This window comes from Brevundimonas sp. C43 (assembly GCF_030732185.1).
In the GTDB taxonomy this organism is placed as follows: Bacteria; Pseudomonadota; Alphaproteobacteria; order Caulobacterales; family Caulobacteraceae; genus Brevundimonas; species Brevundimonas diminuta_C.
Map to the genome: position 1 here is coordinate 552,774 of NZ_CP132231.1, position 26,297 is coordinate 579,070.

Here is a 26,297-nt window from a genome sequence, read left to right on the forward strand (position 1 = left end):
CGTCAGTAGAACAGGGTCTCGCTCTCGGGCTGGACTGACTGTTCCGACGTGCGTTCCTCAGGCGGAAGCGTCGTTGACGGAGGGGGCGTGGGCGTCGGGTCCTGAACCTCTGGCGCGGGCGGGGGGGCTTCTTCCTTGACCGGCGGGGGCGCCGGCTCGACCGACATCTCGCGATAGTCGTCGTTCGAACGCGAAGGACGGTCGTCGCAGGCCGACAGCGCGAGCACGCTTGCGGCGGCGGCCAAGACAAAAATCGAGCGTGTCATGAAAGTCCCCGGTCTCCGCCGACCAAACGCCTGTCGCGCTAAGCTGTTCCCTTAGCGCCGAAATCTGCGTCGGTCATCCTGCGGGATCGGACCATTTTGTGACCATTTGATCCAGGGTCAGTTCGAACTTGGGGGCGGGCGCAGCACTTGCGCCGTCGAATCGGGGCGCGGCTTGCGGCAGGCCATCGTGGAATGTTCCACGCGCCTGATTGTGCGGATGATCCGGCGCCTCGGCCAGGCTCAGCACCGGCGTGACACAGGCTTCGGTCCCGGCGAAATGGGCGCTCCAGTCGTCACGGTCTCGGCTTGCGAACAAGGCGGCAAGCCGCGCCTGCAGGGTCGGCCAGGCGGCGATGTCGTATTGAACCGCTTCGGCCGGATCGATCTCCAGGCCGGCCAGCAGCGCGGCGTAGAAGCGCGGCTCCAGCGCCGCCACCGCCACGAACCCGCCGTCGCGACAGGCGTAGCAGCGATAGAAGGGCGCGCCGCCGTCCAGCAGGTTGGATCCGCGCCGGTCGCTCCACAGTCCCCGGCCCCGCAAGGCCTGGAACAGGCCGCTCAGCAGGGCCGCCCCATCCGTCATGGCGGCATCCACCACGCGTCCCTTGCCCGTCGTCCTGGCCTCCACCAGCGCGGCCAGCACCCCGACCACCAGCAACATGGCCCCGCCGCCGTAATCTCCGACCAGGTTCAACGGCGGGGAGGGCGGACGATCCGCCTCTCCCATGGTGTGCAGCACGCCCGACAGGCCGATGTAATTCAGATCATGCCCCACCGCATTCGCCAGCGGCCCCGTCTGGCCCCATCCGGTCACACGTCCGAACACAAGCGCGGGCTTTCGCGCCTGGAGCACGTCGGGGCCATAGCCCAGCCGCTCCATGACGCCGGGCCGAAATCCCTCGATCACCGCGTCGGCCCCATCGATCAGCTGCAGGATGCGCTCGCGATCAGCCGGTGATTTCAGATCGACCGGAACGGCCGCCCGTCCCCGATGCAGGACCTCGCCTCCGACCTCGTCGAAAACCGCCGGTCCGGCCGAGGCGTCGCGCGTCAGACGCACCACCTCCGTCCCCAGGTCCGCCAGCATCATTCCGGCGAAGGTGACCGGCCCCAAGCCGTCGAATTCGATGATGCGGACGCCATTTAACGGTTTCATGCCCAATGAGTAGCAGACCGGGTCTTGACCGGAAGGCCGGATTACAACAGAAGGCGCCCTTCGACGGTTCGGGCCAGCCCGGACGTCGCGCGGTGCGTCCTTAGCTCAGTTGGTTAGAGCATCTGACTTTTAATCAGAGGGTCCTCGGTTCGAGCCCGAGAGGACGTACCATTTAAAGCCCGCTTCGGCGGGCTTTTTGCTGTCTAGGCCTTGCCTTCAGTGTGTCGCGAAACGACCGGGCGCAGTCGCATCTGCCGCGATCGGAGCGTTCGATTTGTCGAGATATTTCGACAGGGTGGCGACCAGGGCAGGCAGTTGCAGCGGCTTGGCCAGATGGTCGTCCATGCCGGCGTCGCGACACAACTGGATCTGGTCCGGCTGAACATTGGCGGACAGGGCGATGATCGGCAGCCGGCGTCCGCCGCCCTGCTCGAGGCGGCGAATCTCGCGCGTGGCCGTCAGGCCGTCCATGACCGGCATCTGCATATCCGTCAGGACGAGGTCGTAGACTTCGGACTGCACCGCATGCACCGCCTCGGCGCCATCGCTGGCGGTGGCGACCTCTAGTCCCATGCCGACAAGGATCACGCTGATCAGTTCGCGGTTGGCCGGTGCGTCGTCGGCGATCAGCACGCGGCCCTCGGGCATGACGCTGAGGCGCGGCCCTTCGTCTTCCGATCCGCCCTCGGCGATGTGCAGCGGGACGGTCACCTTGAACTTCGATCCCAGGCCCGGCTGGCTCGTGACGACGATATCGCCGTCCATCGCCCGCGCCAGTCGCCGCGAGATCGCCAGCCCCAGGCCGGTGCCGCCGTAGAGCCGTGTCGTCGACCGATCCGCCTGCGAGAAACGTTCGAACAAGTGGGCTTGGGTCTGTGGGCTCATGCCGATGCCGGTATCGGTCACCTCGGCCGTCAGCCGCCATGCGCCGTCTGCCTCCAAGGCTCCGCCGACCGACAGGCTGACCGAGCCCTGGCTGGTGAACTTCACCGCATTGCCCAGCAGGTTCAGCAGAATCTGCCGAAGACGGGCCTGATCTCCCATCAGGCGATCCGGCATGTCCGGCGCCAGATCGACGTGCAGCGCCAGACCCTTGGCCAGACACTGGGCCTCCATCATCTGGACCGTCTCGTGCGCCAGGGCGGCCGGGTCGAAACGCTGGGGCTCCAGCTCAATCATGCCGGCTTCGAGCTTGGAATAGTCCAGCACGTCGTTGATGACCGACAGCAGGGCCTCGCTGGCCGTGGCGATGCGCGCGACATAGCCCTTCTCGGCCTCGGGCAAGGCCTCGCTGGCCTTCAGCAGGTTGGAAAAGCCGATGACGCTGGTCAGCGGCGTGCGCAGTTCATGGCTCATGTTCGCCAGAAACTCGCTCTTGGCCGCCGCCGCAGCCTCGGCCCGGTCGCGCGCGGTGACCAGTTCGTCCGCCAGGATTTTGCGATCCGTCATGTCGCGGATGACCACCACCACCTCCGACGGCTTGCCCGCCTCGGCGGCCAGGGCGCGGAAGGTGCATTCGACCCAGACGATCGAACCGTCGCGATGAAGGGCGCGGTGCTCCAGCCGGCACGGCTCCTTGGTGTGGATGGTGCCCAGCACGGCCCGGGTCACCATTTCCCGGTCATCGGGATGGACATAGTCCATGGGCCGGCCGTTCATCTCTTCGCTGGTCCAGCCGAGCAGGCTTTCGATCGCCGGCGAGATGTATTTGCTGGTGCCGTCCGGGCGAACGCGGGTGATCACATCGCCCACGTTTTCGGCCAACAGCCGATAGCGCGCCTCGTCACGCTGAGCGCGGGCGATCTGGGCCTGCTGGTCCGTGATGTCCTGAAACACGCCGTAAAGGACCTTCACGACTCCGACGTCGTCACGTTCGGCGCGCGCCTGGGTCAGAACCGCACGCTCCTCGCCATCAGCGCGGATCAGCCGGAGACGCATTTTGTAGCCATCGCCGGTCTCGGCCGAGTGTGCGATCGCCGCCAACAATCCGGGCCTGTCGTCGGGGTGGTAACGGTCGATGGCCGAATCGACCGGGGGATCGAAGGTCTTGCGATCCAGACCGTGGATGCGGAACACCTCGTCGGACCAGTGGACCTTGCCGCTGGCCAGTTCCAACCGCCAATGACCGACCCCGGCCATGTTTTCGATCAGCTCCAGCGTGCCGTGGCGTTCCTCGCTGACGCGACCGACTTCCAACGACGCGATGATGTCTTCAGCCATGGCGCCCAGCGTGCGCAGCGTCGCGATCTGGGCGTCGGAGGGATGAGGGCGGGGTTGGCGATCCATGACGCCGAACGCCCCCAGCGGCTGACCGTCCGGGCCGCAGATCGTCACGCCGGCGTAGAAGCGCAGATTGTAGGGGGCCGCCACCAGGAAATGATTGCGGGCTGCGGGGTCCGCCAGGCCGTCTTCGACCACTAGGACGGCGCCCTTGCCCTGGCGTAGCAGACGGTCGCCGAGGGTGCGTTCGCGCGGCAGGCTTCGAACCAGTTCGCGATCGCTGCACCACAGCACGGCGTTGTCGCCGCTGACCAGGGTGACGACGGCGGCGGGCGCATCGAAAACCGTGCAGGCCAGTTCCGTAAGACGTTGGAACGGACCGGCAGGGGCGTCCAGGGCTTCCAGGCTCTTGGCGATGTAAGGCACGACCGAACTCCAACGACCGGTCAAAGTGACCTAAAATCAGAGAATTCTTCGTTACCGACCGCTTCCGCCGCTACGCTTTAATCGCCAGCCTAGGCGTGGTCTAAGCCAACCCATGAAACGCCTTCTTCTCGCAGTTAGTCTTGTTGCGCTTTCCGGTTGCAATGCCGGTCGGTCTGCGTTGGGTGGCGCCGAACAGGTCGGGGCGGGCTTTGCGGCGGCGGCGACGGCTCCGCTGGAGGACTTCAACCTGCGTCGTCAGATGATCCCGACGGTGCTGCTTCAGGCCGAATCCAATCCCTACGACCTACGCAATCTGAATCAGTGCACGACCATCGGCGCAGAGGTCGCACGGCTCGACGAAGCGCTGGGACCCGACACGGACGAACCGCCGCGTCAGGACGGCTCCTATCTCAGCGAGCGGGCGGCGGACGCGGCGGCCAAGGCGGCGCTGAACGCCATTCGCGACACGACGACCGACTTTATTCCCGGCCGGAACTGGATTCGTCGACTGAGCGGCGCTGAACAGCACTCAAAGCACGTTCAATCGGCCATCCAGTCCGGCCGGATGCGCCGCGCCTTCCTGAAGGGGATGGGCATGCAGCGGAACTGCGCGCCGCCGGCGGCGCCCAGCTGGTTCAGGCCGCACCCCTAGTCGTCAGCCGTTCGACGTGTGGCGGGCGTGGAAGTCGCGCCTGAACTGCTCGAACCGACCCTCGGAAATCGCCGCGCGCATGGCCGCCGTCAGCGCCTGATAGAAGGCGATGTTGTGCCAGCTCAGCAGCACCTTGCCCAGGATTTCGTCGGCGCGGATCAGGTGGTGCAGATAGGCCTTCGAATACTGCGATGACGGGCCGTCGATGGTCGGGTCCAGCGGGTCTTGGTCCTCGGCGAAGCGGGCGTTCTTCAGGTTCAGAGGCCCGTCCCAGGTCCAGGCCTGACCGTGACGGCCGGCGCGCGTCGGCAGGACGCAGTCGAACATGTCCACGCCGCGATACACCGCCTCGACCAGATCGACAGGTTTGCCCACGCCCATCAGATAGCGCGGACGGTCGGGCGGCAGCATTTCGGGCGCATAGTCCAGCACCTCGCACATGGCCTGATGGCCTTCGCCGACCGCCAGACCGCCGATGGCGTAGCCGTCGAAACCGATTTCTTGCAATTTCTCCGATGACTGGCGGCGCAAGTCCTTGAAGGTAGACCCTTGCTGGATGCCGAACAGGGCCTGGTTCTCACGCTGGCCGAAACGGGCCTTGGAGCGCGCGCCCCAGCGGATCGACAGCTCCATCGCCTTTCTGGCTGCATCCTTCTCGGCCGGATAGGCGACGCACTGGTCCAACTGCATCGAGATGTCGGCGCCGATCCGGTCGGCCTGGATTTCGATGGACCGCTCGGGCGTCAGAACGTGTTTGGAGCCGTCGATGTGGCTGGAGAAGGTCACGGCCTCCTCCTTCACCTTGGAGATGCCGGCCAGGGACATGACCTGGAACCCGCCACTGTCGGTCAGGATCGGCTTGTCCCAGCCCATGAACTTATGAAGGCCGCCCAGCCGCTCCATCCGCTCGGGGCCGGGGCGCAGCATCAGGTGATAGGTGTTGCCCAGCAGGATGTCGGCGCCGGTCGCCTTGACCTGATCCACCGTCATCGCCTTGACCGTGGCGGCGGTGCCGACCGGCATGAAGGCGGGGGTGCGAATGTCGCCGCGCGCGGTCTTCAGCACCCCGGTGCGGGCGCGGCCCTCGGTGGCGGAAATCTGGAAGGGGAAAGGCATTCAGGCGATCAGTCGTTCAAGCTGTTCGACGCGCGCCAGATCCTTGGGGCGGCCGAACAGGCGATACAGGGCGATGTGGTCCCGGATGTCCGGGACGAACAGGGGCGTGTCCTCGACGAAGACGCGGCGGCGCGAGCCGAAGGCGACCGGCGTCCAGTCGCCGCCGTCGCGGGTCTCCAGATCGGCCATGACCTCGACCAGGATCGGCTGATCCGGCGCGCGCCCGAAGACGGCGGAGCGGAACAGACCTTCGCCCGGATCGGGTATCACCACGCCGCCCAGCGCGCCCAGCAGGCTGCGCGCATCGCGCGGCGCGCACAGCACGTCGATGTCGGGCACATGGATGTCGGTCAGGCCATAGAGCGCCATCGCCGCTCCGCCAAAGATCCACCACGGCTCGCGCAGGTCGCGCGCGGCCTCGCCGACGGCGATCAGGCCGTCTTGAAGATCATCGGGAAGGTCGTCGGATGACACGGGGCGGGCTCGATTTCGTCAGGAGGCGGCATTTAGGCGTTCCGGTCGCGATTGACCACCCGATCACCAGCCCAGCGACGCCTCGCCGCGCAGGATCGCCTCGGCCTGGGAGGTGTGTTTGCCGCCCTCGCGGTCGTGCAGGATCAGCGGCGGCAGCAGCCGCAGCGGCGCGCGCCCGGTCTTGATGGCGTGCACCAGCACACGCTTGGCCGGCTCGTCCGCGAAGGGATGGATGGGCCGCACGGCGAAGGAACCCGCCTTTACGCCCAGCAGAGCCAGCAGATCGGCCAGTCGGTCGGCGCGGTGAACGACCACGATGCGCCCGCCTTCCTTCACCGCCTTCAACAGGAAATCCGTCCAAGCCTTCAGTCCGTCGTCGGCCATCCAGGCGCCCCGCTTGCCTTCGGCCGGAGCGCGCAACGCTGTGGCGTCATCGAAGAAGGGCGGATTGGATATGGCCCAGTCGGCCGGCGCTACGCCCAGGGCCCGAAACCCCGCCGCCACGTCGCCCTGACGAATCACGGCGGATCCGGTTGCGTTGTTCAGCGCCGCATTCTCGGTCGCCAGCGCCGCCATCGCCGGATCGCGCTCCACGCCCGTCAGGGTCACGCCCGGTCGTCGCGCCGCGATCTGCATCAGGACCGCGCCGGCCCCGCAGCCCGCCTCGATCACGCTCCGGCCCGCCTCGGCCGGGACCGCCGCCGCCAGCAAAGCCGCATCCATCCCGGCGCGATAGCCGCGCGCGGGTTGACGCAAGCGCACCCGGCCGTTCAACAGGCCGTTCTCGACGATCGTCGTCGGCAGGGTTTCGACCGGCTCCAAGCCTCAATCTCCTTGACCCCCAAGGGGTCGAACATCATTGTGCGCCGCAACTCGCGGGGGCAAGCCGGCCCGGCCGCAAAAAGCCATTCCCGCGGCCCGCCGCGCCAGTGAAAGAGTATTCGTTTGGACGTCGCCATCGCCGCCGCTCACCGCCCGAAGGGGGACGTCAACGCCCTTGTCCGGCTGGCTGAGGTCGATATGGCGGCCGTGGACGCCCTGATCCTGGATCGGATGCAGTCGGACGTGCCGATCATTCCGAAACTGGCCGAACATCTGGTGTCGGCGGGCGGAAAGCGTCTGCGCCCCCTGATGACCGTCGCCGCGGCGCGCGCCGTGGGTGCGACGGACGACATCGTCGCGCCTCGCAAGCTGGCCGCTGCGGTCGAGTTCATCCACACCGCCACACTCCTGCATGACGACATCGTCGACGCATCCGAACTGCGTCGCGGCAAGGTCGCGGCCCACCTGATCTGGGGCGCGCCCACCAGCGTCCTGGTCGGCGACTTCCTGTTCGCCCGCGCCTTCGAACTGATGGTCGAGACGGATTCGATGCGCGCCCTGGGCATTCTGGCCGAGGCTTCGCGGGTGATCTCCGAGGGCGAGGTGCTGCAGCTGACGCGCGCCCACGACCTGAATCTGGACCAGGCCACCTATCTGCAGATCATCTCGGCCAAGACCGCCGAACTGTTCGCCGCCGCCGCCGAGGCGGGCGCGGTGGGCGCCGGCACCGATCCGGCTGCGATCAAGGCTCTGCGCGACTACGGCATGGCGTTGGGCATCGCCTTCCAACTGGCCGACGACGCCCTGGACTACGGCGCGACGGCCGAGGCCCTGGGCAAAAATGCCGGCGACGATTTCAACGAGGGCAAGGCGACCCTGCCGCTGCTGCTGGCCGTCTCCCGTACGCGCGGCCGCGAGGAAGCCTTCTGGGAGCGCACCGTGACCAAGGGCGAGCGGACGCCCGAAGACTTCACCCGTGCGCGCGAACTCATCATTGGCTCGGGCGCCATCAGCGCGACCCTTGATCTGGCCGGCGACTATGCCGATCAGGCCAAGGCAGCCCTGTCGATCCTGCCGGCCAGCGACTGGCGCGCCGCGCTGGAAGATCTGGCCGATTTCGCGGTGTCGCGCGCCGCTTGACCGAGACTGCGGATACGCTCGACCAACAGGTCCGCACCGCCGACCTCGACCGCTGGCTGTCCAGCCGCCTGGTCGCGGATGACCGCGCCCGCGTCGACCTCATCACGCTCTACGCCTTCGAAGCCGAGCTGATGACCATCCCCACGCGCGTGACCCAGCCGCTGCTGGCCGAGATGCGCTACACCTGGTGGGCGGAACAGATGGACGGCGTCTTCGCCGGCGTGCCGCGCAAGGGCCATCCGGTGCTGGAGGCCCTGACCGATCTCGTCGCGCGTCACGGCCTGGACCGTGCGCCGTTCGACGCCCTGATCGACGCCCACATCGGCCGCGTGCGCGAAGAACCGCACGATCTCGACGCCTTCTACGTCGGCCCAATGCAGGTCGCGACGCGCGTGCTGGCAGGGCAGGGGCATGACGCCGACGTTTCAGATGCGGCCCGCGTCTGGGGGCTGACCCAGACCGGCCGCCGCCAAGAGGCGGCGTCCCTGAAATCCGCCGCCAATGGGGCGTTGAAACGCCTGCCGCCTGCCGGCTTCCCGGCCGTGGCTCACGCCGCCCTGACCGATCCGGACCGGCCGGAGCCGCTGAAGCGGCTGCGCCTGCTCTGGGCCGTGCTGCGCGGCCGGATCTGACCTAGCCGGTCAGGCCGGCGATCAAGCGGGTCAGCAGGGCGTTCAGCGTTTTCTGATCCTCTCGCGACAGGCCGCTCAAAGCCTCTTTGGCCGTCTCCTGGTGGCTGGGCATGATCGTCTCGATCAGGTCGAAACCCTTGTCCGTCAGACGCACCAGCGTCGCCCGTCGGTCGCTTGGATGCGGACGCCGCTCGACCCAGCCCGCCTTTTCCAACCGGTCGATCCGCGCGGTCATGCCGCCAGACGACATCATCGCCGCCTCGAACAGCGCGGTCGGCGTCAGGCCCTCGCGTTCGCCCGATCGGCGCAGCGTCGCCAGCACGTCGAACTCGCCGTGCTGCAAACCATAGCGCGCGAACAGCGGCGTCTGGCGCTCGCGGATCACCAGTTGCGAAGCCTCGTTCAGGCGTCCCAGCACCTCCATCGGCAACATGTCCAGATCGGGGCGTTGCACGGCCCATTGGGCGGCGGCGCGAGAAGCTCTATCGGGCATGGCTATCTTGACATCGAGATACTTGAAGTCGAGAGACTAGCGCGATTTTCAGTCGGAGTCCCCATCATGACCGCACGATCTGACGCCACGCCCGCGCGCGGCGCTTCGCTGCTGTTGCTGGCGGCCATCGTCGCTCTGGCGCTGAATCTGCGGCCGGCGATGGCGGCGGTGGGGCCGCTGCTGGATTTGATCGAGGGCGCGACGGGCATGGGTTCGACCGCCGCCAGCCTGCTGACCACCTTGCCCGTGCTGATGATCGGTCTGGGCGCCCTGTCGATCAGGCCGTTGCGTCGGCGACTGGGCGAGCGGCGCGGCATCTTGCTGGGCGCGCTGCTGATCGGCGGGGCCTGCCTGGTGCGGGTGGTGCTGACCGGCGCGACCGGCCTGATCGCCAGCGCCGTAGTCGTCGGAGTGGGCGTCGCCTTGATCCAGGCCTTGGCGCCGGTCGTCATCAAACGGGCCTTTCCGGCGCAGTTCGGCACGGTCATGGCGCTCTACACCACCGGCATCATGGGCGGCGCCGCCGTCGCGGCGGCCACGGCGGCCGGTCTGGCCGAGACGATCGGCTGGGCCGGGACGCTGGCCTTGTGGAGCGCGCCGGCCTTCGTCGCCGCTGTGATCTGGCTGGCGGCGTCACGCGATCCCGCGTCCGAAGAGCCGAACCGCAGCGCGGTTGTCGAGGCGACGGACCCGATGCTGCCCTTCTGGCGTCAGGGGCGGGCGTGGCGACTGATTCTGATCATGGGCCTGGGGACCTCGGCCTATACATTGATGCTGGCCTGGCTGCCGCCCTTCTACATCGACCTGGGCGAGCCGAGGGCCACGGCCGGCTATCTGCTCAGCGGTATGACGGCGGCGGAGGTGACGGCCGGCCTGCTGGTGTCGCTGACCATCGGGCGCTTCCCGGATCGACGCGGACCGATCCTGACGGCGCTTGTGCTCGCCCTGGCGGGTCTGGTCGGTCTCGTGGTCGCGCCCCTCAGCATGGCGGTGCCGATCGTGATCCTCTTGGGTCTCGGTATCGGCGCGATCTTCCCGCTCAGCCTGATCCTGGCGATGGACCAGATCGACGACCCCGCGCGCTCGGGCGATCTGCTCGCCTTCGTGCAGGGCGGCGGCTACATCATCGCGAGCCTGTCGCCGCTCGGCGCCGGCCTGTTGCGCGACCACATGGCCGACTTGACACAGGCCTGGGTGCTGATGGGCGTCGGCGTCATCCTGCTGGGCGCAATGACGCTGGGCTTCCGGCCGGGCCTGCCCAAGCTGAGGTGAAATGATTGTCTTCGATAAGCGGTTGTGAATATTGGAAAGCGCTAGCGATCATCACAAAGGCAATGATCTTGGCGACGGTGCGATCTTCTGAAAAGGCATGGCGCGGGCCGGCGGTTATTGTGATCTTCGTGGCGACGCTGTTTGGGATAATCGGCATGTATGTGGCTTCGCTTGCCGTGCTGTTCGCTCTCGATGATGTCGAAACAGCCAGCCAGCGAAACTCGGCCCTCGCCTTCGTGGCCTTTTACGGCTCTTTGTTAGCCTGTCCGCTGATGGCCTCGATAATCTTTGGGTTCAGGCGCTACCGTGTCGCCATGATGATCGCGAGTGCGCCGCTATCGCTAGTGGCCCTGTCAGCGGTGGTCACAATCTTCAGCTAGCGGAAGCCGCGTCGCGCCAGGCCTTCAGGCTTTCCATCGCCCGGAGGCTCATCAGGCGCTTTTTGGCCCGGCCGCGTTCCTTCAGCGGGATCTTGACGCCGGCCTCGTCGACCTTGGGCGCATCCAGTGGTGGCAGCAGGCCGTAGTTGATGTTCATCGGCTGGAACTTCGATCCCGCCAGATGCCCGCCCGTGATGTGCTCGACCAGGGCGCCCATGGCGGTCTCGGGCGGCGGCGGGGCCAGGTCGCGACCCAAGGCCTGGGCGGCGGCGAGGCGGCCGGTCAGCAGGCCCATGGCCGCGCTCTCGACATAGCCTTCGACGCCCGTCACCTGACCCGCGAAACGCAGGCGCGGCATGGCCTTCAGCCGCAGCTGTTTGTCCAGCAGTTGGGGACTGTTCAGATAAGTGTTGCGGTGCAGACCGCCCAGGCGCGCGAACTGGGCGTTCTGAAGCCCCGGTATCATGCGGAAGATCTCAGCCTGCGCCCCGTGCTTTAGCTTGGTCTGGAAGCCGACCATGTTGAACAGGGTGCCCAGCGCATTGTCCTGGCGCAGTTGGACGATGGCGTAGGCCTTGACCAGCGGGTCGCGCGGATTGGTCAGGCCGACCGGCTTCATCGGGCCGTGCCGCAGGGTCTCGCGGCCGCGTTCGGCCATGACCTCGATGGGCAGGCAGCCGTCGAAATAGGGGACGTGCTCCCACTCCTTGAACTCGGCCTTGGGACCGCTCAGCAGGGCGTCGATGAAGGCCTCGTACTGCACCTTGTCCATCGGGCAGTTGACGTAGGCGGCGGCGTCGCCGCCTGGACCTTCCTTGTCATAGCGCGACTGACGCCAGGCGATGTCGAAGTCGATCGAATCGGCGTGAACGATGGGGGCGATGGCGTCGAAGAAGCTCAGGGACTCTTCGCCCGTCGCCTTCAGGATCGCGTCGGCCAGGGCAGGGGAGGTCAGGGGGCCGGTGGCGACGATGACATTGTCCCACTCTTGCGGCGGCAGGCCGGCGATCTCTTCGCGCACGATCGTGACCAAGGGGTGGGCGGTCAGTTTGGCGGTCACCGCCTGGGAGAAGGCATCGCGGTCCACGGCCAGGGCGCCGCCGGCCGGCACCTGGTTGATGTCGCCACAGGACATGATGATCGAATCCAGCGCCCGCATCTCGGCGTGCAGCAGGCCGACCGCATTGAACTGCCAGTCGTCCGAGCGGAAGGAGTTGGAGCAGACCAACTCGGCCAAGCCATCGGTGTGGTGGGCGTCAGTCTTGACGCCGGGCACGCCGCGCATCTCGTGCAGGACGACGGGCACGCCGGCCTGGGCGATCTGCCAGGCGGCCTCGGAGCCGGCCAGGCCGCCGCCGATGACGTGGATGGGGGAAGGAGAGGGGGAAGCGCTCATCGCGGCCTTCTAGCGGGCGGGTGGCGCGGTGTCATGGCCCCCTGCTATATCCGCCGCCGGTCATTGGGGGCGTCGATTGAGCCAGCATCGGATTTTGCGACTGGGCGAGACGCTGTCGGCGGCGGCCCGCGCCCTGCCTCGCCTGTGGCGCGGGGCTTGCGGCGCGATCGTGCTGGCGGCCGTGGTCTGGAGCCTCAAGCCGCTGGCGACGGGCCCGGCGGGCCTGATCTGGGCGGCGTGCGCTCTGGCCTCGACGCTGGTGCTGGCGGGCGCGCTGGCGCGGATCGCCATCACCGACGATCTGGCCGGGGCGCGACGGCTGGGCCTGGGGCCGGTCGGGTTGCAGTTCGGACGACCGGAGGTGCGGCTGCTGGGCGCGGGCCTGCTTTGCGCGATCTTTCTCGCCATGATCCTGTCGGTCGTGGCCCTGGTCCTGTTGGCCGTGTTCGGCATGGCTGAGTTGAACGCCCGGGCCATCGAGATGCGCCAGTGGAGCGCGGTGGGGCCGGCATGGAAGTTGACCCTGCTGGCGGTCGTCACAGCCTTCGCCCTGTTCGCTGTCATCGCCTTCGCGGTGCGCCTGTCCCTGTTCGCGCCGGCGACGATCGGGCGCGGGCAGATGGTGTCGTTGCAGAGCATGAGCATCGCGCGCGGCGGCTTCTGGCCCCTGCTGGTCGGGCTTGTCGTGACGGCAGCGCCGAAAATCGCGCTGGTGTTGCTGTGGGGCGCGGGGCTGCTGTCGGGGACGGTGGGCTGGGTGGTCTTCGCCGTCGTGCTGACGGGCTTACAGGCGCCGCTGACGACGGCCTTCGTCGGCGCGGCCTATCGCCGGCTGGAGCCAGCGCCGCCCCGGTAAACCGAGGCGGCGACAGGCCGGTCAGGCGGCTTGCAGGCCCGGTGCGACGGTATAGGCCGCCTCGGTCTTGGCGGCGACCTCGTCCAGGGTGACGCCGTCGGCGAGTTCGATCAGTTCGAGGCCCGCGCCGTCCGGCTTGACGTCGAAGGTGGCCAAGTCGGTGATGATGCGGCTGACGACGCCGGTGCCGGTCAGGGGCAGGGTGCAGGCTTTCAGCACCTTGGACTGGCCGTGCTTGTTGGCGTGTTCCATGACCACGACGACGCGCTTGACGCCCGCGACCAGGTCCATGGCGCCGCCCATGCCCTTCACCAGCTTGCCGGGGATCATCCAGTTGGCGATGTCGCCGTTCTCGGCCACTTCCATGGCGCCCAGGATGGACAGGTTGATGTGACCGCCACGGATCATGGCGAAGCTGTCGGCGCTGGAGAAGTAGGATGACTCCGGGATCTCGGTGATCGTCTGCTTGCCGGCGTTGATCAGGTCGGGGTCCTCGTCGCCTTCATAGGGGAAGGGGCCCATGCCCAGCATGCCGTTCTCAGATTGCAGGGTCACGGTCATGCCGGCGGGGATGTAGTTGGCGACCAGGGTCGGGATGCCGATGCCCAGGTTCACATAGAAGCCGTCCTGCAGTTCCTGGGCGGCGCGTTCGGCGAGTTGTTCGCGGGTGCGGGGCATGATCAGACCTCCGATCCGGCGGCGGCGCCGGCGGCACGTTGACGGACGGTGCGCTGTTCGATGCGCTTTTCGGACACGGTCTGGACCAGGCGGTCGACGTAGACGCCCGGCGTGTGGATGTGGTCGGGATCCAGCGAACCGACGGGGACGATCTCTTCGACCTCGACGACCGTGACCTTGCCGGCCGTGGCCATCATGGGGTTGAAGTTGCGGGCGGTCTTGCGGAACACCAGGTTGCCGCGCTCGTCGGCCTTCCAGGCCTTGACGATGGACAGGTCGGCCACGAGGCCCGTTTCCATGACGTAGTCGCGGCCGTTGAAGTTGCGCACCTCCTTGCCCTCGGCGACCAGGGTGCCGACGCCGGTGGCGGTGAAGAAGGCGGGGATGCCCGCGCCGCCGGCGCGGATGCGCTCTGCGAGGGTGCCTTGGGGGTTGAACTCCAGCTCCAACTCGCCGGCGAGATACTGGCGCTCGAACTCCTTGTTCTCGCCGACGTAAGAACTGATCATCTTGGCGATCTGGCGGGTGCCCAGGAGCTGGCCCAGGCCGAAGCCGTCGACGCCGGCGTTGTTGGAGATGACCGTCAGGCCCTTGACGCCGCTGTCGCGCAGGGCGGCGATCAGGTTCTCGGGGATGCCGCACAGGCCAAAGCCGCCGGACATGACCGTCATGCCGTCGAAGGTCAGGCCCTCCAGCGCGGACGTGACGTCAGCGTAGATCTTTCCCATCGCTCTCCCTTTTTTCACTGCCTGATGAATATCGGCTTTTGACCACGCCTAACGCGGGGGCGGGCGGGGGGCAAGACGCGGCGTCGATCCGACGCGGCGATTTCAGACGGTGAAGGCGAAAAACAGAGTCTAATTCGTCTAATTCGTCTGAAATCACGCCGAACTGGGTTCGAAAAAGAGAGTGCAATCGGTGCACTTTCTACGGAATCAGTCGTCGCGGGAGGCGGATGTCGGCATCGCTTGGGTTGTGTTCAAGGGGGGCAGATATCCATCAGGCATCCATCGGGGCCGAGGCGTCGTATTGCAGTCAAGCCTGCAGCAAGATCCGACGATCGAGGACGCCGATGAACCTGACCAATGTCGCCATTCGCCAGCTTCAGGACGCGCCGTTCCCGGACTTCGTGACGCGTCCGGCGATCGACAGCCTGGTGACGGAGGCCAGAAAGCGTCTGGATCGCGACGGGCCGCATGACGAGGCGGCCTTTGCGCGCGAAATGGCCCAGCGCGCCATCGCCGAACATACGGATGCGGCGAACCAGCAGCATTACGAACTGCCGCCCGAGTTCTTCCAGTTGTGCCTGGGCAAGCGGCTGAAATACTCCTGCTGCCTCTATCCCACAGGCCGCGAGACGCTGGATCAGGCGGAGGAGGCGGCGCTGGCCGAGACCTGCGCCCATGCCGATCTGAAGGATGGTCAGACGATTCTGGAGATGGGCTGCGGCTGGGGCTCGCTGTCGCTGTGGATGGCCGAGACCTATCCGAACGCGAAGATCACGGCGGTGTCGAACAGCCACGGCCAGCGCGGCCATATCGAAGCCCAGGCGGCGGCGCGGGGCCTGACCAATCTGACGGTCATCACCCAGGACATGAACGCCTTCGACACCGAGCAGCGGTTCGACCGCATCGTCTCGGTCGAGATGTTCGAGCATATGGCAAACTGGCGTGCCCTGCTGACCAAGGCGAGACGCTGGCTGACGCCGGAGGGGCGGATGTTCATCCACGTCTTCACACACCGCAACGCGCCCTATCGGTTCGATCACACCGACAGCGGCGACTTCATCGCCCAGCACTTCTTCACCGGCGGGGTCATGCCCAGCCACGGCCTGATCCGACAGTTTCCGGACCTTTTCTCGGTCGAGCAGGAATGGACCTGGAACGGGGGGCACTATGCGAAGACCGCCAACGATTGGCTGGCGAACATGGACCGGAACGCCGCGCGGATCGCGGTGTTGATGCGTGAGACCTATGGCGACGACGCCAAACTTTGGACCCGTCGCTGGCGGCGGTTCTATCTGGCGACGGCCGGTCTGTTCAGAAACGACGAGGGCCGCACCTGGGCGGTCAGCCACTATCGACTGAAGCCGGCTTAAGGGAGACGAGGATGATCAAATATGTCGCGGCCTATCTCGGGGCCGGCCTGACCTTTGCAGCCATCGATTTCGTCTGGCTGACCACCATGACGAACCGGCTGTACAAGCCCGTCATCGGGCCGATCATGGCCGACAAGCCGGACATGAAGGCGGCGGTCGCCTTCTATCTCATCTCCATCGCCGGGACCGTGTTCCTGGCGATTGCGCCGGCCCTGAAGGAAGGGAACTGGACGCGGGCGGCGATCAACGGGGCGGTGCTGGGCTTCGTCGCCTACGCCACCTACGACCTGACCAATCAGGCGACGTTGGCGGTGTGGCAGACCAAGCTGACGATCATCGACCTGATCTGGGGCACGACCCTGACGATGCTGTCGGCGACCGGCGGCTATTTCGCTGCGCGTTGGGCCGAGGGCCGTTTCGGCTGAGCCGCCCGACCGCCCCGCGCTTGCGATTGCGACCTTGCGTGTCTAAATCTCGCGCCAGGGTTGATCGCGGGGGCGACAGTTGGGGGATGGCAAGCACCGATTGATGTCGGCGCGGGGCGCGGCCGATGCGGGCTGGGTCTATGGCGCGCACGTCGCCCGCTATGTCTCGCCGCTGCTGCTCTATCCGGTTCTGACGCGACGACTGGGGCTGGAAGGGTTCGGGGTGTTCGCCTCGGCCATCGCCCTGGCCTTGGTCGTGTCGGTAGTCGTGGATTACGGGCAATCGCTGTCGGGGCCGCGCGACATCGCCGGAGCGGTCGAAGGGCGCGGCGTCATAGTCGGTCAGGCCCTGGCGATGCGCGGCGTGCTGATCCTGCCCGCCGCTGCGGTCGGCGTCGGTCTGGCGGCCTTCAATCCGGTTCTGGAAGGAGCGAGCGGCGTCGTGGCCATGGCGGTCGTGCTGGGGATCGGGCAGGGAGCCAGCCTGCTGTGGTTCTTTCAGGGTATTCGCGATCCTGGTCCGGCGGCGATGTTGGAGGTTGGCTTCGCCCTGGCCGCGACAGGCGTCGTTCTGGCGCTGCCCGACTTGAGTATCGGCGGGGCGTTGGCCGTTCAGGCGGGCGGCGTCTGGGCCGGCTTGGTCACGATCGGCGTCCTGCTGCTGCGACGGCAGACGGTTCAGGCGCTGGAGCGGGGCTTTGTGAGGCGCGTCCTGATCCAGGGCGGTCCGCTGTTCGCCGGTCGGGCGGTGATCGTCGCCTATACGGGGGCGGGCGTCCTGGTCGTTGCGGCGCTGGCCGGGCCGGCGCAGGCGGCGCTTTACGGGGCGGCGGACCGGCTGGTCGCGGCGTCCGGGTCGCTGATGCGGCCGCTGGCCGGTCTGATTGCGCCCCGGATCGCCGGACTGCTGGGACAGGATCCGGCGGCGGCGTTTCGCACGGCGCGGTGGACGCTGGCCGCATCGACGGGAGCGTTCGTGCTGCTGGCAGCAGCGCTATCGCTGACGGCGCCGCCGCTGATCCGTCTGTTGTTCGGGCCGGGGTTTGCGGGCGCCGTCGAGGTGCTGCGTATGTTGGTCTGGGTGCTGCCGCTGGTGGCCGTCAGCCAGGTGCTGGGGCTGCATCTGATGAACCCGCTGCGGATGGATGGACGGTTCGCGCTGATCGTGGCGCTGGGTTGTGTCGCGACGTTGGGGTCGTCGGTGATGTTGGCGCCCGGTCTTGGCGCGGCCGGCATGGCGGGCGCGCGGATCGTCGGCGAGGCGGCGGTGGTCGTGGCCTGTCTGATCGGGTTGAGGGCGCATTGGAGCGCGCTGTTCCAGACCGGCGGGAGGCGCGATGTCCCGGCGATATGACTGGCTGATCGTCGGCGCCGGTTTCACCGGGGCGGTGGTCGCCGAACGGCTGGCGCGCGGGCTGGACCAGAGCGTGCTGGTGATCGATCGGCGTGACCACGTCGGCGGCAATGCGCACGACCGGCGCGATGCGGGCGGGCGGCTGATCCATCCCTATGGTCCGCACGTGTTCCACACCAACAGCGCGCGCATCTTCGCCTATCTGAGCCAGTTTACGGCATGGCGGCCATACGCCCATCGGGTCCAGGGGCAGGTGGACGGGCGACGGGTTCCGCTGCCGTTCAATCTGGATTCGATCGAGACGCTGTTTCCCGCCGCGATAGCCGAGCGGATGACGCAGGCCTTGGTCCAGCGGTTCGGTTTCGGGGCGCGGCCCAGCATCCATGACCTGCGACAGGCGGGGGACGATCCGGATCTGAGGCGGCTGGGGGACTATGTCTTCGACAAGGTGTTCGCTGGATACACCGCCAAACAGTGGGACCTGCCGGTCGAGGCGCTGGACGCCTCGGTCACCGCGCGGGTGCCGATCGCGGTCAGCCGGGACGACCGCTATTTCGTCGACCGCTATCAGGCCATGCCGCGCGACGGCTATGGGGCGCTGTTCCAGCGGATGCTGGACCATCCGAACATCACGGTGTCGCTGAATACGCCGATGGAGCAGGTGCAGGCGGGGGCGTGGGACCGGATGGTCTATTGCGGCGCGCTGGACGACTATTTCGGTCGGTCGGTCGGGGCCTTGCCCTATCGCAGCGTGCGGTTCGACCATCAGGTCGTGAACGTCGAGGACGGCCTGCCGGTCGGGACGGTCAACTATCCCAATGACTTCGACTTCACCCGCATCACGGATTTCCGCCACCTGACCGGCGAGCGGGGCCCGACGACGGCGACGGTGACCGAATATCCGATGTCTTGTGAGGCGGGCGTGAACGACCCCTATTATCCGATCCTGACGGAGGCTTCGCGACAGTTGGCGGGGCAATATCGCGCGATGGCGGCGACGCTGGCGGGCAAGGTCTGGTTCGCCGGTCGGCTGGCGGATTTCCAGTATTACAACATGGATCAGGCGGTCGGGCGGGCGCTGAGCCTGGTCGAGAAGTCGCTGGCGCCGGCCATCGCCAGGATAGCCGCGTGAAGCCGTCGGTGTGGGCCGTGGTGGTGACGTGGAACCGGCGCGCGCTGCTGGAGCAATGTCTGGCGCATCTGATCGCCCAGACGCGGCATTGCGACGGGGTTGTGGTGGTCGACAACGCCAGCGACGACGGCACGGCCGAAATGCTGGCCGACGCCTGGGCGGGGCAGGCGATGGTGGTGCGGATGCCGGTCAACACCGGCGGGGCGGGCGGCTTCAACGCCGGAATCCGCGCGGCGATCGAGGCGGGGGCCGACCGGGTCTGGCTGATGGACGACGACGTGCTGGCGGCGCCGGATGCGCTGGAGGCCTTGCTGGCGGCGGAAGCGGGGCTGGCGGATGAGGGCGTCGTGCCGGCCTTCCTGTGTTCCAGCGTGCGGTCGCCTGAGGGGCATCTGACCAATACGCCCGAGATCGACCAGCGCGAGAATGTGCTGGGCTATCCGGCCTGGGGCGAGCGGCTGGAGCAGGGGATGGCGCCTGTGAGGCAGGCGACGTTCGTGTCGGTGCTGGTCAGCCGGACGGCGGTCATGCGGCACGGCCTGCCGCTGGCGCCCATGTTCATCTGGGGCGACGATACGGAATATACGCTGCGGCTGTCGCGCGAGGCGCCGGGCTATCTGGTCGCGGCCAGCCGGGTCGAGCATGTGCGCGCGACGCCGGGACGGCTGACCATCGAGACCGAGCCGGATGCGCGGCGCGAACGGCTGCATCGCTATCTGACGCGCAACGTCATCCTGGCCAAGCGGCGGCACGAGGGGCGGCGCTCGGCGCTGCGCTATGCCGCCTCGCGGCTGAGGCTGGCGGGGCGGCTGGCGCTGGGCGGAAGCTGGCGACAGGCCGGGGTGCTGGTCGCGGGCGTGGTTGACGGGGCGCGGTTCGATCCGGAGGTCGAGCATTGCAGGCCGTCCTGACCGCATCGCGGGGCGGGACGCTGCGGTGGTCGCAGGTGCGCGCGGCCTATGAGCGGGTGGCGCTAAGTCTGCTGGGCCTGGGCGTGACCTTGCCGCTGTTTCTGACGCCGGGGCAGGTCAGCGGGCCGCGGCTGGGCGATCTGGCGCTGGCGGTTGCTGTGCCATTGGCGGCTGTGACGTGGCGAGGCATGGCGCCGGTTCTGAGGGCGGGGGGCGTGGTCGCGGGCGGCTTTTTGGCGATGACGCTGCTGGTGCAGGTCGCGCAGGGCGGCGACCGGCTGAACGTCGGGGATGCGGCCTTCTGGTTTCGGTGGATCGCCTCGGCGCTGGCGGCGCCGGCTGTGGCGAGCCTGATCCTCAGGGACGAGCGACGGCGGCGGCTGTTCCTCTGGGCCGTGCTGGCGGGCGCGGCGTGTCATCTGGCGACCTACGGGCTGGCGATGCTGGTGGGGTTGGAGCCTTTGCAGGCCGTGGGGCTGGCGTCGCCGCGCGCGACGGTGACCACGACGGCCGCTCAGGTGCGGCTGACGACCCTGGCCGAGCATCCGAATGCGGCGATGGCGATGATCGGACTGGCGGTCCCGGCCGGCGTGATGCTGGCGGGACCGCGCTGGACGCGGCGCGCGACGACCTGGGGCGGCGTCGGGGTGGCGGTTCTAGGGTTCGTCAGCACCCTGTCGCGGGGCGGCATGATGGCGGCGATGCTGGCGGGGCTGGCGAGGATAATCGTCGGCTGGCGCTGGCGCGAGCGGGTTCGCCCGCTGAGACTTGTGCTGGCAGTCTGCGTGCTGGCGGCGGGCGTGGCGGCTGTGCAGGCGGGGCGGTTCAATCTCGACGGCGGCCGGTTTGCGGGACGGTTCGAAAGGACGGCGCTGCAGGACAATCTGGCAGGACGGATGCTGACCTGGCGGCGGACGGTCGATCTGGTCGAGGAGCGGCCGATGGGGGCGGGGTGGTCGTCGGCGGACGAGATGGGGGCGTTTCGGGCGCTGTCGGTCAGCCACAACGGCTATCTGTTCACGGCGCGGACGGCGGGCGTGGTGAGCGCGCTGGTGCTGCTGGGGCTGCATCTGGCGTCGGCGGCGCGGCTGGACACGCTGACGCCGCTGTCGGTCTATGTGCTGGCGGCGATGTTCGGCGAGGACCTGACGCAGGGGGCGGGGATGGTCTTCCTGTGCTGTCTGGCGGGCGCCCTGGCGTGGCGAAGGCCGCTGGCGCCGTGAGGGTGCTGATCGTCAACACCCTATATCCGCCGGCGCAGGTCGGCGGGGCGGAACGCAGCGTGGCGCAGTTGGCCCAGGGGCTGAGACGGGCGGGCGTGGAGGCGTCCGTGCTGACGCTGACGCCGGGGCGCGAGGCGGTGAAGGAGCGGATCGACGGCGTGCCCGTGCAGCGCCTGCCTTTGCGAAACCTGTACTGGCCCTATGACGGCGCGCGGCGGTCGGCGGTCCGGCGGGCGGTCTGGCATGGGCTGGAGGCGGCCAATCCGCTGATGGATCAGGCGGTGGATCGGGCGGTCGCGCGGGTGCGGCCGGATTTGATCCATCTGCACCTGACGACGGGGTTTTCACTGTCGGTCTATCGCGCGGCGGCGCAGCGGGACCTGCCGCTGGTGCAGACGCTGAGGGATTGGTCGATGCTGTGCGCGCGGGCGTCGCTGTTTCGGCGCGGACGGCGTTGCGAGCGGCGGTGTGGGTCGTGCGTGTTGCTGACGGCGGGCAAGCGGGCGCGGTCGCAAGGGGTGGATCATGTCATCGGCCTGAGCGGCCCTGTGCTGGAGACGCATCGGGCGGCGGGCTATTTTTGGCGGACGCCGGGGTCGGTGATCGGCAATGCGGCGGGTGCGGCGGCGATCGCGCCGAAGCCATCGCTGGCCGAGACGCCGACGATGCGGTTCGGGTTTCTGGGGCGGATCGAACCGGAAAAGGGCATCGAGATTCTGCTGGCGGCGACGAGGGGGTTGGACGGCGACTGGAGGCTGATGATCGCCGGGCGGGGCGAGGCGGATTACGTGCAGGCGTTGAGGCGGACTTATGAGGATCCGCGCATCGTCTGGCTGGGGCAGGTTGAGGCGGAGGCGTTCTGGCCCAAGGTGGATGTGCTGGTCGCGCCGGCGGTGTGGGCCGAGCCGTTCGGACGCAGCGTCGCGGAGGCGGTTCAGCAAAGACGGGGTGTGATCGCGTCCCGCATCGGCGGCTTGTCGGAGGCGGTGCAGTGGGCGGGCATGTCGGCCCTGATCGAGCCGGGGGATGCGGGTGCGCTGACGGCGGCGATGCAGGGAGCGGTGGACGAGGCGGGACGCTGGCGTTTCGCGGCGGTCGGTGCGCCGGCTTGGACCGAGGCATCGATCGTCGAGGCGCACAGGGCCGTCTATCGTCAGGTGCTGAGCAGAAGGTCTTCGATGATTTCGGCCGAGCGGGACCAGGCGTAACGATCGGCGCGGCGAAGGCCGGCGTCGCGGCGGGCGACATCCGGTCGGCTGAGCAGGTCAGCCATATGGGCGGCTAGGGCTGCGTCGTCGGCAGGGTCGAAATAGAGGGCTGCGTCGGCGCAGACCTCGCGCGTGGCGGGGATGTCGGAGGCGATGACCGGACAGCCGAGGGCCATCGCCTCCAGCGGCGGAATGCCGAAGCCTTCGTAGAGGCTGGGAAAAACGAGCGCCTGCGCGCCGCCGAGCAGGGCGGCGACCTCTGCGTCCGAGCGACGGCCGGCGAAGATCACGCGCGGGTCGGCCGGAAAGGCGGAACGGTCGAAGACGGCGGGTCGGTCGCCGATGAGGAGCAGCCGAACGGCAGGGTCGGCAAGACGGGAGAGGGCGCGGATGGCGACGGCGAGGTTCTTGTTCGGCGTCAGATTGCCCAGGGCCACGAAGTAGGGGCGCATCGTCAGACCGAGGCGTTCGATGACGGCCGGGTCTGGCGCGATGTTGCGAAGATGGTCGGCGCTGTTCGGGGCGACGGCGACGCTGTCAGGCGACAGGTTCAGGACCGAGGCCAACTCGCGCCGGGAAAACGCAGAGACGGTGACCAGCCGCGCCCGGCGCGCGAGCGCCCTGTTCAGGGTGCGGTGAAAGGTGGCGTAGCCGGTTCGGAAATGCTCGGGATGACGAAAGACGGCGGCGTCGTGGATGACGGCGATTTGCCGCCGGTGCAGCACCGGGCCCGAACCGCCTAACGACAGCAGGCGGCCGTGGCGCGCGGTCCAGGCCAGGGCGGTCTGTTCCCAAAGATGGCCGTCAGTGCGCCCGATCGTGCGGGTCGGGATGTTGAGCAGGTTCAGGTTCTCGGCGCCGGGGGGCGTCAATATGACGTAGCGGTCGGCGGCGCCGGGACGCTGATCCAGGGCGCGGACGATCTGACGCGCATAGCGCTGAACCCCGCTCATCGGCTGGGTCAGGAATCGGCCGTTGATGAAGACGGGCTCAGCCACCCAGGCGTCGACGGGCGAAGGCGTCGCGGTAGATTCGGACCGTCTGTTCGGCCATGCGTGAGGCGGACAGCAGGCCCGGCGCGATCGGCAGGGGAACGACGCGGCTGACCAGCGCGGCGCGCATCGCCTCGGCCAGATGATCGGGCGAGGCGTCGACGGGCAGGCGGTCGATGCGCGCGCCGGCCTGGATCAGACGCCCGATCCCGCCGACGTCGGTGCAGACGATCGGCAGGCCCAGGGCGGCCGCGTGGATCATGGCGTAGGAATCGGCCTCGTAACGGCTGGTCATGGCGAACAGATCGAAGCCCGCCATCAACGGCCCGGCGTCGCGTACGCCCAGCAGACGAAGGGCGTCGCCGCCGGCGGTCCTGATCGACGGGGCCAGATCGCCGTCGCCGATCATGACGCCGGTGATGCGCGGATCGATGGCGTTCGCCCGGCGGACGGCCTGGGCGAACCGGACGGGGTCTTTCTGAGCGCAAAGCCGGCCGACGAAGCCGACGACCAGAGCGTCGTCGGGAACGCCGAGGGCTTGCCGGGCGGCGAGACGATCGTTGGCGGGCGGCGCGGCCAAGCCGTTGGGGACGACGTGCAGGCGGTGTCCGCCGAGCCCCCAGCGACGGGCGACGGCGGCCTCCTCCTCAGAGACGGCGATGACGGCGTCGCCGGACCGGGCCAACAAGGCCTCGGTTGCGCCGGCGATGATCGTCGCCAGGCTAGCCGGGCCCATCATCGGCAGGGCGTGAGGGGTGTAGATCCTGGCGGCGCCGGGCGCGTGGGCCAGCCGGACCAGCGCGCCGGCCTTGGCGCTGTGGCCGTGAACGATCTCGAACGGGCCGAGGCGGGCGATCAGGTGGTTCAGGGCGTGAAGAGTGGCGACGTCCCACGGTCCGACGCTGCGCCTCGTCGGCAAGGGTTCATTGGCGTGGAGGGGAAGGGCGGCGACCGCGGCCTCGAACCAAGGCTCGGCGCGGCGTGGCGACCAGATCAGGGATACCTGATGGCCGCTTCCGATCAGGGCGCGGGCCAGATCGACCACATGACGCCCCGAGCCGCCGCCGGACGGCTCGATGACCAGAAGAATGCGCAATGTCGTCCCCCGACGATGGCCCAGCGTTGCAACTGAAAGCCATCATCGAGAAACGTCAAGATTGCGTGCTTAGTTGACTGTCGCCTTGACGATCTTGCCGGGGCTGCGCGGCGGCTCGCCCTTGGGCAGGGCGTCGACGTGTTCCATGCCCGATTCGACCTGGCCCCAGACGGTGTACTGGCGGTCCAGGAAGGTGGCGTCGTCGAAGACGATGAAGAACTGCGAGTTGGCGCTGTTGGGGTCCGAGGTGCGGGCCATCGAGCAGACGCCGCGCACGTGCGGCTCGGCCGAGAACTCGGCCTTCAGGTTCGGCTTCTTGGAGCCCGAGGTGCCGGTGCCGGTCGGATCGCCGCCCTGGGCCATGAAGCCCGGGATCACGCGGTGGAAGACCACGCCGTCGTAGAAGCCTTCCTTGGCCAGTTCGGTGATGCGTTCGACGTGGCCGGGAGCCAGGTCGGGGCGCAGCTTGATGACCACGTCGCGGGCTTCGCCGTCGCCGGTGTCCAGGGTGAAGGTCAGGGTGTCGGCCATGTCGGTCGTCCTCTTTGGGTTGATTTGAGGCGGGACATAGCCCGCAACGCCGGTCGGGGCTATGTGGGAACGATGAGCGAAGACGAAAAGCCCCAAGAGCGCCGCCGGATGGTGAAACCGCCCACCGGCGGGACCGCCGCCGGACGCGGCATGGGCACCAAGATGAAGACGGCCGACACCAAGTCGATGTCGAGCCAGCAATGGATCAAGCGCCAGCTGTCGGACAAATGGTCTGAAAAGGCGCGGGCCGAGGGCTGGCGCTCTCGCGCGGCGTTCAAGCTGATCGAGATCGACGACAAGTTCCGGCTGATCAAGCGCGGGTCAAAGGTCATCGACCTGGGCGCGGCGCCGGGCGGCTGGGTTCAGGTGGCGTTGAACCGGGGGGCGGGTGCGGTGGCGGGCGTGGACCTGCTGATGATCGCGCCGATCCCGGGCGCAACACTGCTTCAGGCCGACTTCACCCATCCGGGCGTGGACCAGCAGCTGATCGACGCCATCGGCGGGGCGCCGGACCTAGTGCTGTCGGACATGGCGCACAACACGGTCGGGCATCGCCAGACGGACCATTTGAAGATCATCGCCCTGATCGAGATCGCCGCCGACTTCGCCATCCGCACGCTGCGGCCCGGCGGAAACTTCGTCTCCAAGAACTTCCAGGGCGGAGACGCCGGCGGGGTTCTGGCGCGGCTGCGCGAGGAGTTCGAGACGGTGAAATACGTCAAGCCGGCGTCGAGCCGCAAGGACAGCGCCGAGGTGTTTCTGGTGGCGCTGAACAAGCGCTGAGGCGTCAGGCGGCGGCGGCGCTCGCGCGGGCCCGACGGTCCTCCATGCGGGTCCAGATGCGGTCGTGCAGGGTGAAGAAGAGCGTCTGCACCAGAGGCTCGACCATTCCGATGGTCAGCGCGGTGCGGATGTCGTTGGTCAGGGCGTAGGCGACGGCGACCGCCACGGCGAAGTGCATGACGCCATAGGTAACGGTCTTCAGCGCGATCTGTTTGAACGACCGGGGCAGGGCGTGGCTGTGGCCGTGATGGGCGTCGTGCGAGCGGCGCTGTTCCTCGGGCGACATGATGTCGAGGCGGGCGGTGAAGGCCTCGGTCGCCTCCTCGATATTGGAGGCCATGCGACGCCGCTCGACCTTGTGCCAGACGCGGTCGTGAACGGTGTAGGCGATGGTCTGAAAGATCGGCTCGACCATGCCGACGGCCAGGGCGATGCGCCAGTCGCGGGTGATGGCGAAGGCGACCAGGATGGCGACGATCAGGTGCATGACGCCATAGCTGGCGATCTTCAGAGCCAGTTTGCGCGCGGTGCTGAGGATGACGCCGACCATGCGGAGAGAATGGTG

Annotated in this window: 28 protein-coding genes and 1 tRNA gene; 15 read left to right on the plus strand and 14 right to left on the minus strand. The window is 68.0% G+C overall.

What is annotated here, in order from left to right; translation table 11 throughout:
- Positions 1 to 2: 2 nt before the first annotated feature.
- Positions 3 to 266 (minus strand): hypothetical protein, encoded by a 264-nt coding sequence (locus Q9R14_RS02735; RefSeq protein WP_306003422.1) that lies wholly within the window; start codon positions 264 to 266, stop codon positions 3 to 5.
- 73 nt (positions 267 to 339) lie between these two features.
- Positions 340 to 1,422: a CaiB/BaiF CoA-transferase family protein gene (locus tag Q9R14_RS02740; RefSeq protein ID WP_306003423.1), complete on the minus strand. Its 1,083-nt coding sequence runs from the start codon at positions 1,420 to 1,422 to the stop codon at positions 340 to 342.
- 94 nt (positions 1,423 to 1,516) lie between these two features.
- On the opposite strand from Q9R14_RS02740, the gene Q9R14_RS02745 reads away from it, so the two are divergent.
- A tRNA-Lys gene (locus Q9R14_RS02745) sits at positions 1,517 to 1,593 on the plus strand.
- A gap of 45 nt (positions 1,594 to 1,638) precedes the next feature.
- Here the strand turns inward: Q9R14_RS02745 and Q9R14_RS02750 are convergent.
- Entirely contained in the window at positions 1,639 to 4,068 is a 2,430-nt protein-coding gene (locus tag Q9R14_RS02750) for a PAS domain-containing protein (protein ID WP_306003424.1), read from the minus strand.
- A 112-nt stretch (positions 4,069 to 4,180) separates the two neighbouring features.
- Here Q9R14_RS02750 and Q9R14_RS02755 point away from each other — a divergent pair, with 112 nt between their 5' ends.
- On the plus strand, positions 4,181 to 4,720 hold the full coding sequence (locus Q9R14_RS02755) for a hypothetical protein (RefSeq protein ID WP_306003425.1): 540 nt from the start codon (positions 4,181 to 4,183) through the stop codon (positions 4,718 to 4,720).
- A 3-nt stretch (positions 4,721 to 4,723) separates the two neighbouring features.
- On the opposite strand, the gene tgt is transcribed toward Q9R14_RS02755, so the two are convergent.
- From tgt to Q9R14_RS02770, 3 genes are all read right to left on the minus strand, one after another.
- A complete protein-coding gene (gene tgt / locus Q9R14_RS02760; protein WP_306003426.1) occupies positions 4,724 to 5,836 on the minus strand; it encodes a tRNA guanosine(34) transglycosylase Tgt in 1,113 nt (370 codons plus the stop codon).
- Positions 5,837 to 6,310, minus strand: a complete 474-nt coding sequence (locus Q9R14_RS02765) for a hypothetical protein (RefSeq protein WP_306003427.1) — start codon at positions 6,308 to 6,310, stop codon at positions 5,837 to 5,839.
- Between the two features lie 63 nt (positions 6,311 to 6,373).
- Positions 6,374 to 7,132 (minus strand): tRNA1(Val) (adenine(37)-N6)-methyltransferase, encoded by a 759-nt coding sequence (locus Q9R14_RS02770; protein ID WP_306003428.1) that lies wholly within the window; start codon positions 7,130 to 7,132, stop codon positions 6,374 to 6,376.
- Between the two features lie 198 nt (positions 7,133 to 7,330).
- Here Q9R14_RS02770 and Q9R14_RS02775 point away from each other — a divergent pair, with 198 nt between their 5' ends.
- Both Q9R14_RS02775 and Q9R14_RS02780 read left to right on the plus strand, forming a co-directional pair.
- On the plus strand, positions 7,331 to 8,272 hold the full coding sequence (locus tag Q9R14_RS02775) for a polyprenyl synthetase family protein (protein ID WP_306004111.1): 942 nt from the start codon (positions 7,331 to 7,333) through the stop codon (positions 8,270 to 8,272).
- Positions 8,269 to 8,904, plus strand: coding sequence for a squalene/phytoene synthase family protein (locus Q9R14_RS02780; protein WP_306003429.1), 636 nt, complete (start codon positions 8,269 to 8,271; stop codon positions 8,902 to 8,904). Before Q9R14_RS02775 ends, Q9R14_RS02780 begins: the two co-directional genes overlap by 4 nt.
- Position 8,905: 1 nt before the next feature.
- On the opposite strand, the gene Q9R14_RS02785 is transcribed toward Q9R14_RS02780, so the two are convergent.
- The gene (locus tag Q9R14_RS02785) at positions 8,906 to 9,397 is read right to left on the minus strand and encodes a MarR family transcriptional regulator (RefSeq protein ID WP_306003430.1); all 492 of its coding nucleotides are present in this window, start codon (positions 9,395 to 9,397) and stop codon (positions 8,906 to 8,908) included.
- 66 nt (positions 9,398 to 9,463) lie between these two features.
- On the opposite strand from Q9R14_RS02785, the gene Q9R14_RS02790 reads away from it, so the two are divergent.
- A complete protein-coding gene (locus Q9R14_RS02790) occupies positions 9,464 to 10,669 on the plus strand; it encodes an MFS transporter (RefSeq protein WP_306003431.1) in 1,206 nt (401 codons plus the stop codon).
- 5 nt (positions 10,670 to 10,674) lie between these two features.
- The gene (locus tag Q9R14_RS02795) at positions 10,675 to 11,049 is read left to right on the plus strand and encodes a hypothetical protein (protein WP_242076849.1); all 375 of its coding nucleotides are present in this window, start codon (positions 10,675 to 10,677) and stop codon (positions 11,047 to 11,049) included.
- Here Q9R14_RS02795 and trmFO read toward each other — a convergent pair.
- Positions 11,042 to 12,445: a methylenetetrahydrofolate--tRNA-(uracil(54)-C(5))-methyltransferase (FADH(2)-oxidizing) TrmFO gene (gene trmFO, locus Q9R14_RS02800; RefSeq protein ID WP_306003432.1), complete on the minus strand. Its 1,404-nt coding sequence runs from the start codon at positions 12,443 to 12,445 to the stop codon at positions 11,042 to 11,044. The genes Q9R14_RS02795 and trmFO overlap by 8 nt on opposite strands.
- Positions 12,446 to 12,521: 76 nt before the next feature.
- Here trmFO and Q9R14_RS02805 point away from each other — a divergent pair, with 76 nt between their 5' ends.
- Positions 12,522 to 13,301, plus strand: a complete 780-nt coding sequence (locus Q9R14_RS02805; protein ID WP_306003433.1) for a hypothetical protein — start codon at positions 12,522 to 12,524, stop codon at positions 13,299 to 13,301.
- Between the two features lie 21 nt (positions 13,302 to 13,322).
- Here Q9R14_RS02805 and Q9R14_RS02810 read toward each other — a convergent pair whose 3' ends face one another.
- Positions 13,323 to 13,979: a 3-oxoacid CoA-transferase subunit B gene (locus Q9R14_RS02810; protein ID WP_306003434.1), complete on the minus strand. Its 657-nt coding sequence runs from the start codon at positions 13,977 to 13,979 to the stop codon at positions 13,323 to 13,325.
- A 2-nt stretch (positions 13,980 to 13,981) separates the two neighbouring features.
- Positions 13,982 to 14,707, minus strand: a complete 726-nt coding sequence (locus tag Q9R14_RS02815) for a CoA transferase subunit A (protein WP_017504088.1) — start codon at positions 14,705 to 14,707, stop codon at positions 13,982 to 13,984.
- Between the two features lie 344 nt (positions 14,708 to 15,051).
- On the opposite strand from Q9R14_RS02815, the gene Q9R14_RS02820 reads away from it, so the two are divergent.
- From Q9R14_RS02820 to Q9R14_RS02850, 7 genes are all read left to right on the plus strand, one after another.
- The gene (locus Q9R14_RS02820) at positions 15,052 to 16,077 is read left to right on the plus strand and encodes a cyclopropane-fatty-acyl-phospholipid synthase family protein (RefSeq protein WP_306003435.1); all 1,026 of its coding nucleotides are present in this window, start codon (positions 15,052 to 15,054) and stop codon (positions 16,075 to 16,077) included.
- 11 nt (positions 16,078 to 16,088) lie between these two features.
- Entirely contained in the window at positions 16,089 to 16,502 is a 414-nt protein-coding gene (locus Q9R14_RS02825; protein ID WP_039245498.1) for a DUF2177 family protein, read from the plus strand.
- 103 nt (positions 16,503 to 16,605) lie between these two features.
- The gene (locus Q9R14_RS02830; protein ID WP_306003436.1) at positions 16,606 to 17,856 is read left to right on the plus strand and encodes an oligosaccharide flippase family protein; all 1,251 of its coding nucleotides are present in this window, start codon (positions 16,606 to 16,608) and stop codon (positions 17,854 to 17,856) included.
- Positions 17,840 to 18,988: a UDP-galactopyranose mutase gene (gene glf / locus Q9R14_RS02835; protein ID WP_306003437.1), complete on the plus strand. Its 1,149-nt coding sequence runs from the start codon at positions 17,840 to 17,842 to the stop codon at positions 18,986 to 18,988. Before Q9R14_RS02830 ends, glf begins: the two co-directional genes overlap by 17 nt.
- Positions 18,985 to 19,899 (plus strand): glycosyltransferase, encoded by a 915-nt coding sequence (locus Q9R14_RS02840; RefSeq protein WP_306003438.1) that lies wholly within the window; start codon positions 18,985 to 18,987, stop codon positions 19,897 to 19,899. The genes glf and Q9R14_RS02840 overlap by 4 nt, the downstream gene beginning before the upstream one ends.
- The gene (locus tag Q9R14_RS02845; protein ID WP_306003439.1) at positions 19,884 to 21,122 is read left to right on the plus strand and encodes an O-antigen ligase family protein; all 1,239 of its coding nucleotides are present in this window, start codon (positions 19,884 to 19,886) and stop codon (positions 21,120 to 21,122) included. Before Q9R14_RS02840 ends, Q9R14_RS02845 begins: the two co-directional genes overlap by 16 nt.
- Complete coding sequence (locus Q9R14_RS02850; RefSeq protein WP_306003440.1) at positions 21,098 to 22,330, plus strand: glycosyltransferase; 1,233 nt, start codon at positions 21,098 to 21,100, stop codon at positions 22,328 to 22,330. Before Q9R14_RS02845 ends, Q9R14_RS02850 begins: the two co-directional genes overlap by 25 nt.
- Here the strand turns inward: Q9R14_RS02850 and Q9R14_RS02855 are convergent.
- The 3 genes from Q9R14_RS02855 to Q9R14_RS02865 all read right to left on the minus strand — a co-directional run bounded on the left by Q9R14_RS02855 (position 22,276) and on the right by Q9R14_RS02865 (position 24,949).
- Positions 22,276 to 23,328, minus strand: coding sequence for a glycosyltransferase family 1 protein (locus tag Q9R14_RS02855; RefSeq protein ID WP_306003441.1), 1,053 nt, complete (start codon positions 23,326 to 23,328; stop codon positions 22,276 to 22,278). The genes Q9R14_RS02850 and Q9R14_RS02855 overlap by 55 nt on opposite strands.
- Positions 23,321 to 24,418 carry a glycosyltransferase family 4 protein gene (locus Q9R14_RS02860; protein WP_306003442.1) on the minus strand — a complete coding sequence of 366 codons (1,098 nt, stop codon included), beginning with the start codon at positions 24,416 to 24,418 and terminating at the stop codon, positions 23,321 to 23,323. Before Q9R14_RS02860 ends, Q9R14_RS02855 begins: the two co-directional genes overlap by 8 nt.
- Before the next feature lie 69 nt (positions 24,419 to 24,487).
- Positions 24,488 to 24,949: a peptidylprolyl isomerase gene (locus Q9R14_RS02865; protein ID WP_017504078.1), complete on the minus strand. Its 462-nt coding sequence runs from the start codon at positions 24,947 to 24,949 to the stop codon at positions 24,488 to 24,490.
- Positions 24,950 to 25,021: 72 nt separating this feature from the next.
- On the opposite strand from Q9R14_RS02865, the gene Q9R14_RS02870 reads away from it, so the two are divergent.
- Complete coding sequence (locus Q9R14_RS02870; protein ID WP_055753232.1) at positions 25,022 to 25,732, plus strand: RlmE family RNA methyltransferase; 711 nt, start codon at positions 25,022 to 25,024, stop codon at positions 25,730 to 25,732.
- A gap of 4 nt (positions 25,733 to 25,736) precedes the next feature.
- On the opposite strand, the gene Q9R14_RS02875 is transcribed toward Q9R14_RS02870, so the two are convergent.
- On the minus strand, positions 25,737 to 26,282 hold the full coding sequence (locus Q9R14_RS02875; RefSeq protein ID WP_161638682.1) for a DUF2061 domain-containing protein: 546 nt from the start codon (positions 26,280 to 26,282) through the stop codon (positions 25,737 to 25,739).
- Positions 26,283 to 26,297: the final 15 nt, after the last annotated feature.

Coding starts and splice junctions, on each gene's coding strand:
- tgt (WP_306003426.1), bottom strand. CDS start 5,836: ATGCCTTTCCCCTTCCAGATTTCCGCCACCGAGGGCCGCGCCCGCACC.
- Q9R14_RS02790 (WP_306003431.1), top strand. CDS start 9,464: ATGACCGCACGATCTGACGCCACGCCCGCGCGCGGCGCTTCGCTGCTG.
- Q9R14_RS02785 (WP_306003430.1), bottom strand. CDS start 9,397: ATGCCCGATAGAGCTTCTCGCGCCGCCGCCCAATGGGCCGTGCAACGC.
- Q9R14_RS02825 (WP_039245498.1), top strand. CDS start 16,089: ATGATCAAATATGTCGCGGCCTATCTCGGGGCCGGCCTGACCTTTGCA.
- trmFO (WP_306003432.1), bottom strand. CDS start 12,445: ATGAGCGCTTCCCCCTCTCCTTCCCCCATCCACGTCATCGGCGGCGGC.
- Q9R14_RS02875 (WP_161638682.1), bottom strand. CDS start 26,282: ATGGTCGGCGTCATCCTCAGCACCGCGCGCAAACTGGCTCTGAAGATC.
- Q9R14_RS02870 (WP_055753232.1), top strand. CDS start 25,022: ATGAGCGAAGACGAAAAGCCCCAAGAGCGCCGCCGGATGGTGAAACCG.
- Q9R14_RS02755 (WP_306003425.1), top strand. CDS start 4,181: ATGAAACGCCTTCTTCTCGCAGTTAGTCTTGTTGCGCTTTCCGGTTGC.
- Q9R14_RS02830 (WP_306003436.1), top strand. CDS start 16,606: ATGTCGGCGCGGGGCGCGGCCGATGCGGGCTGGGTCTATGGCGCGCAC.
- Q9R14_RS02810 (WP_306003434.1), bottom strand. CDS start 13,979: ATGCCCCGCACCCGCGAACAACTCGCCGAACGCGCCGCCCAGGAACTG.
- Q9R14_RS02865 (WP_017504078.1), bottom strand. CDS start 24,949: ATGGCCGACACCCTGACCTTCACCCTGGACACCGGCGACGGCGAAGCC.
- Q9R14_RS02740 (WP_306003423.1), bottom strand. CDS start 1,422: ATGAAACCGTTAAATGGCGTCCGCATCATCGAATTCGACGGCTTGGGG.
- Q9R14_RS02820 (WP_306003435.1), top strand. CDS start 15,052: ATGAACCTGACCAATGTCGCCATTCGCCAGCTTCAGGACGCGCCGTTC.
- glf (WP_306003437.1), top strand. CDS start 17,840: ATGTCCCGGCGATATGACTGGCTGATCGTCGGCGCCGGTTTCACCGGG.
- Q9R14_RS02735 (WP_306003422.1), bottom strand. CDS start 266: ATGACACGCTCGATTTTTGTCTTGGCCGCCGCCGCAAGCGTGCTCGCG.
- Q9R14_RS02775 (WP_306004111.1), top strand. CDS start 7,331: ATGGCGGCCGTGGACGCCCTGATCCTGGATCGGATGCAGTCGGACGTG.
- Q9R14_RS02815 (WP_017504088.1), bottom strand. CDS start 14,707: ATGGGAAAGATCTACGCTGACGTCACGTCCGCGCTGGAGGGCCTGACC.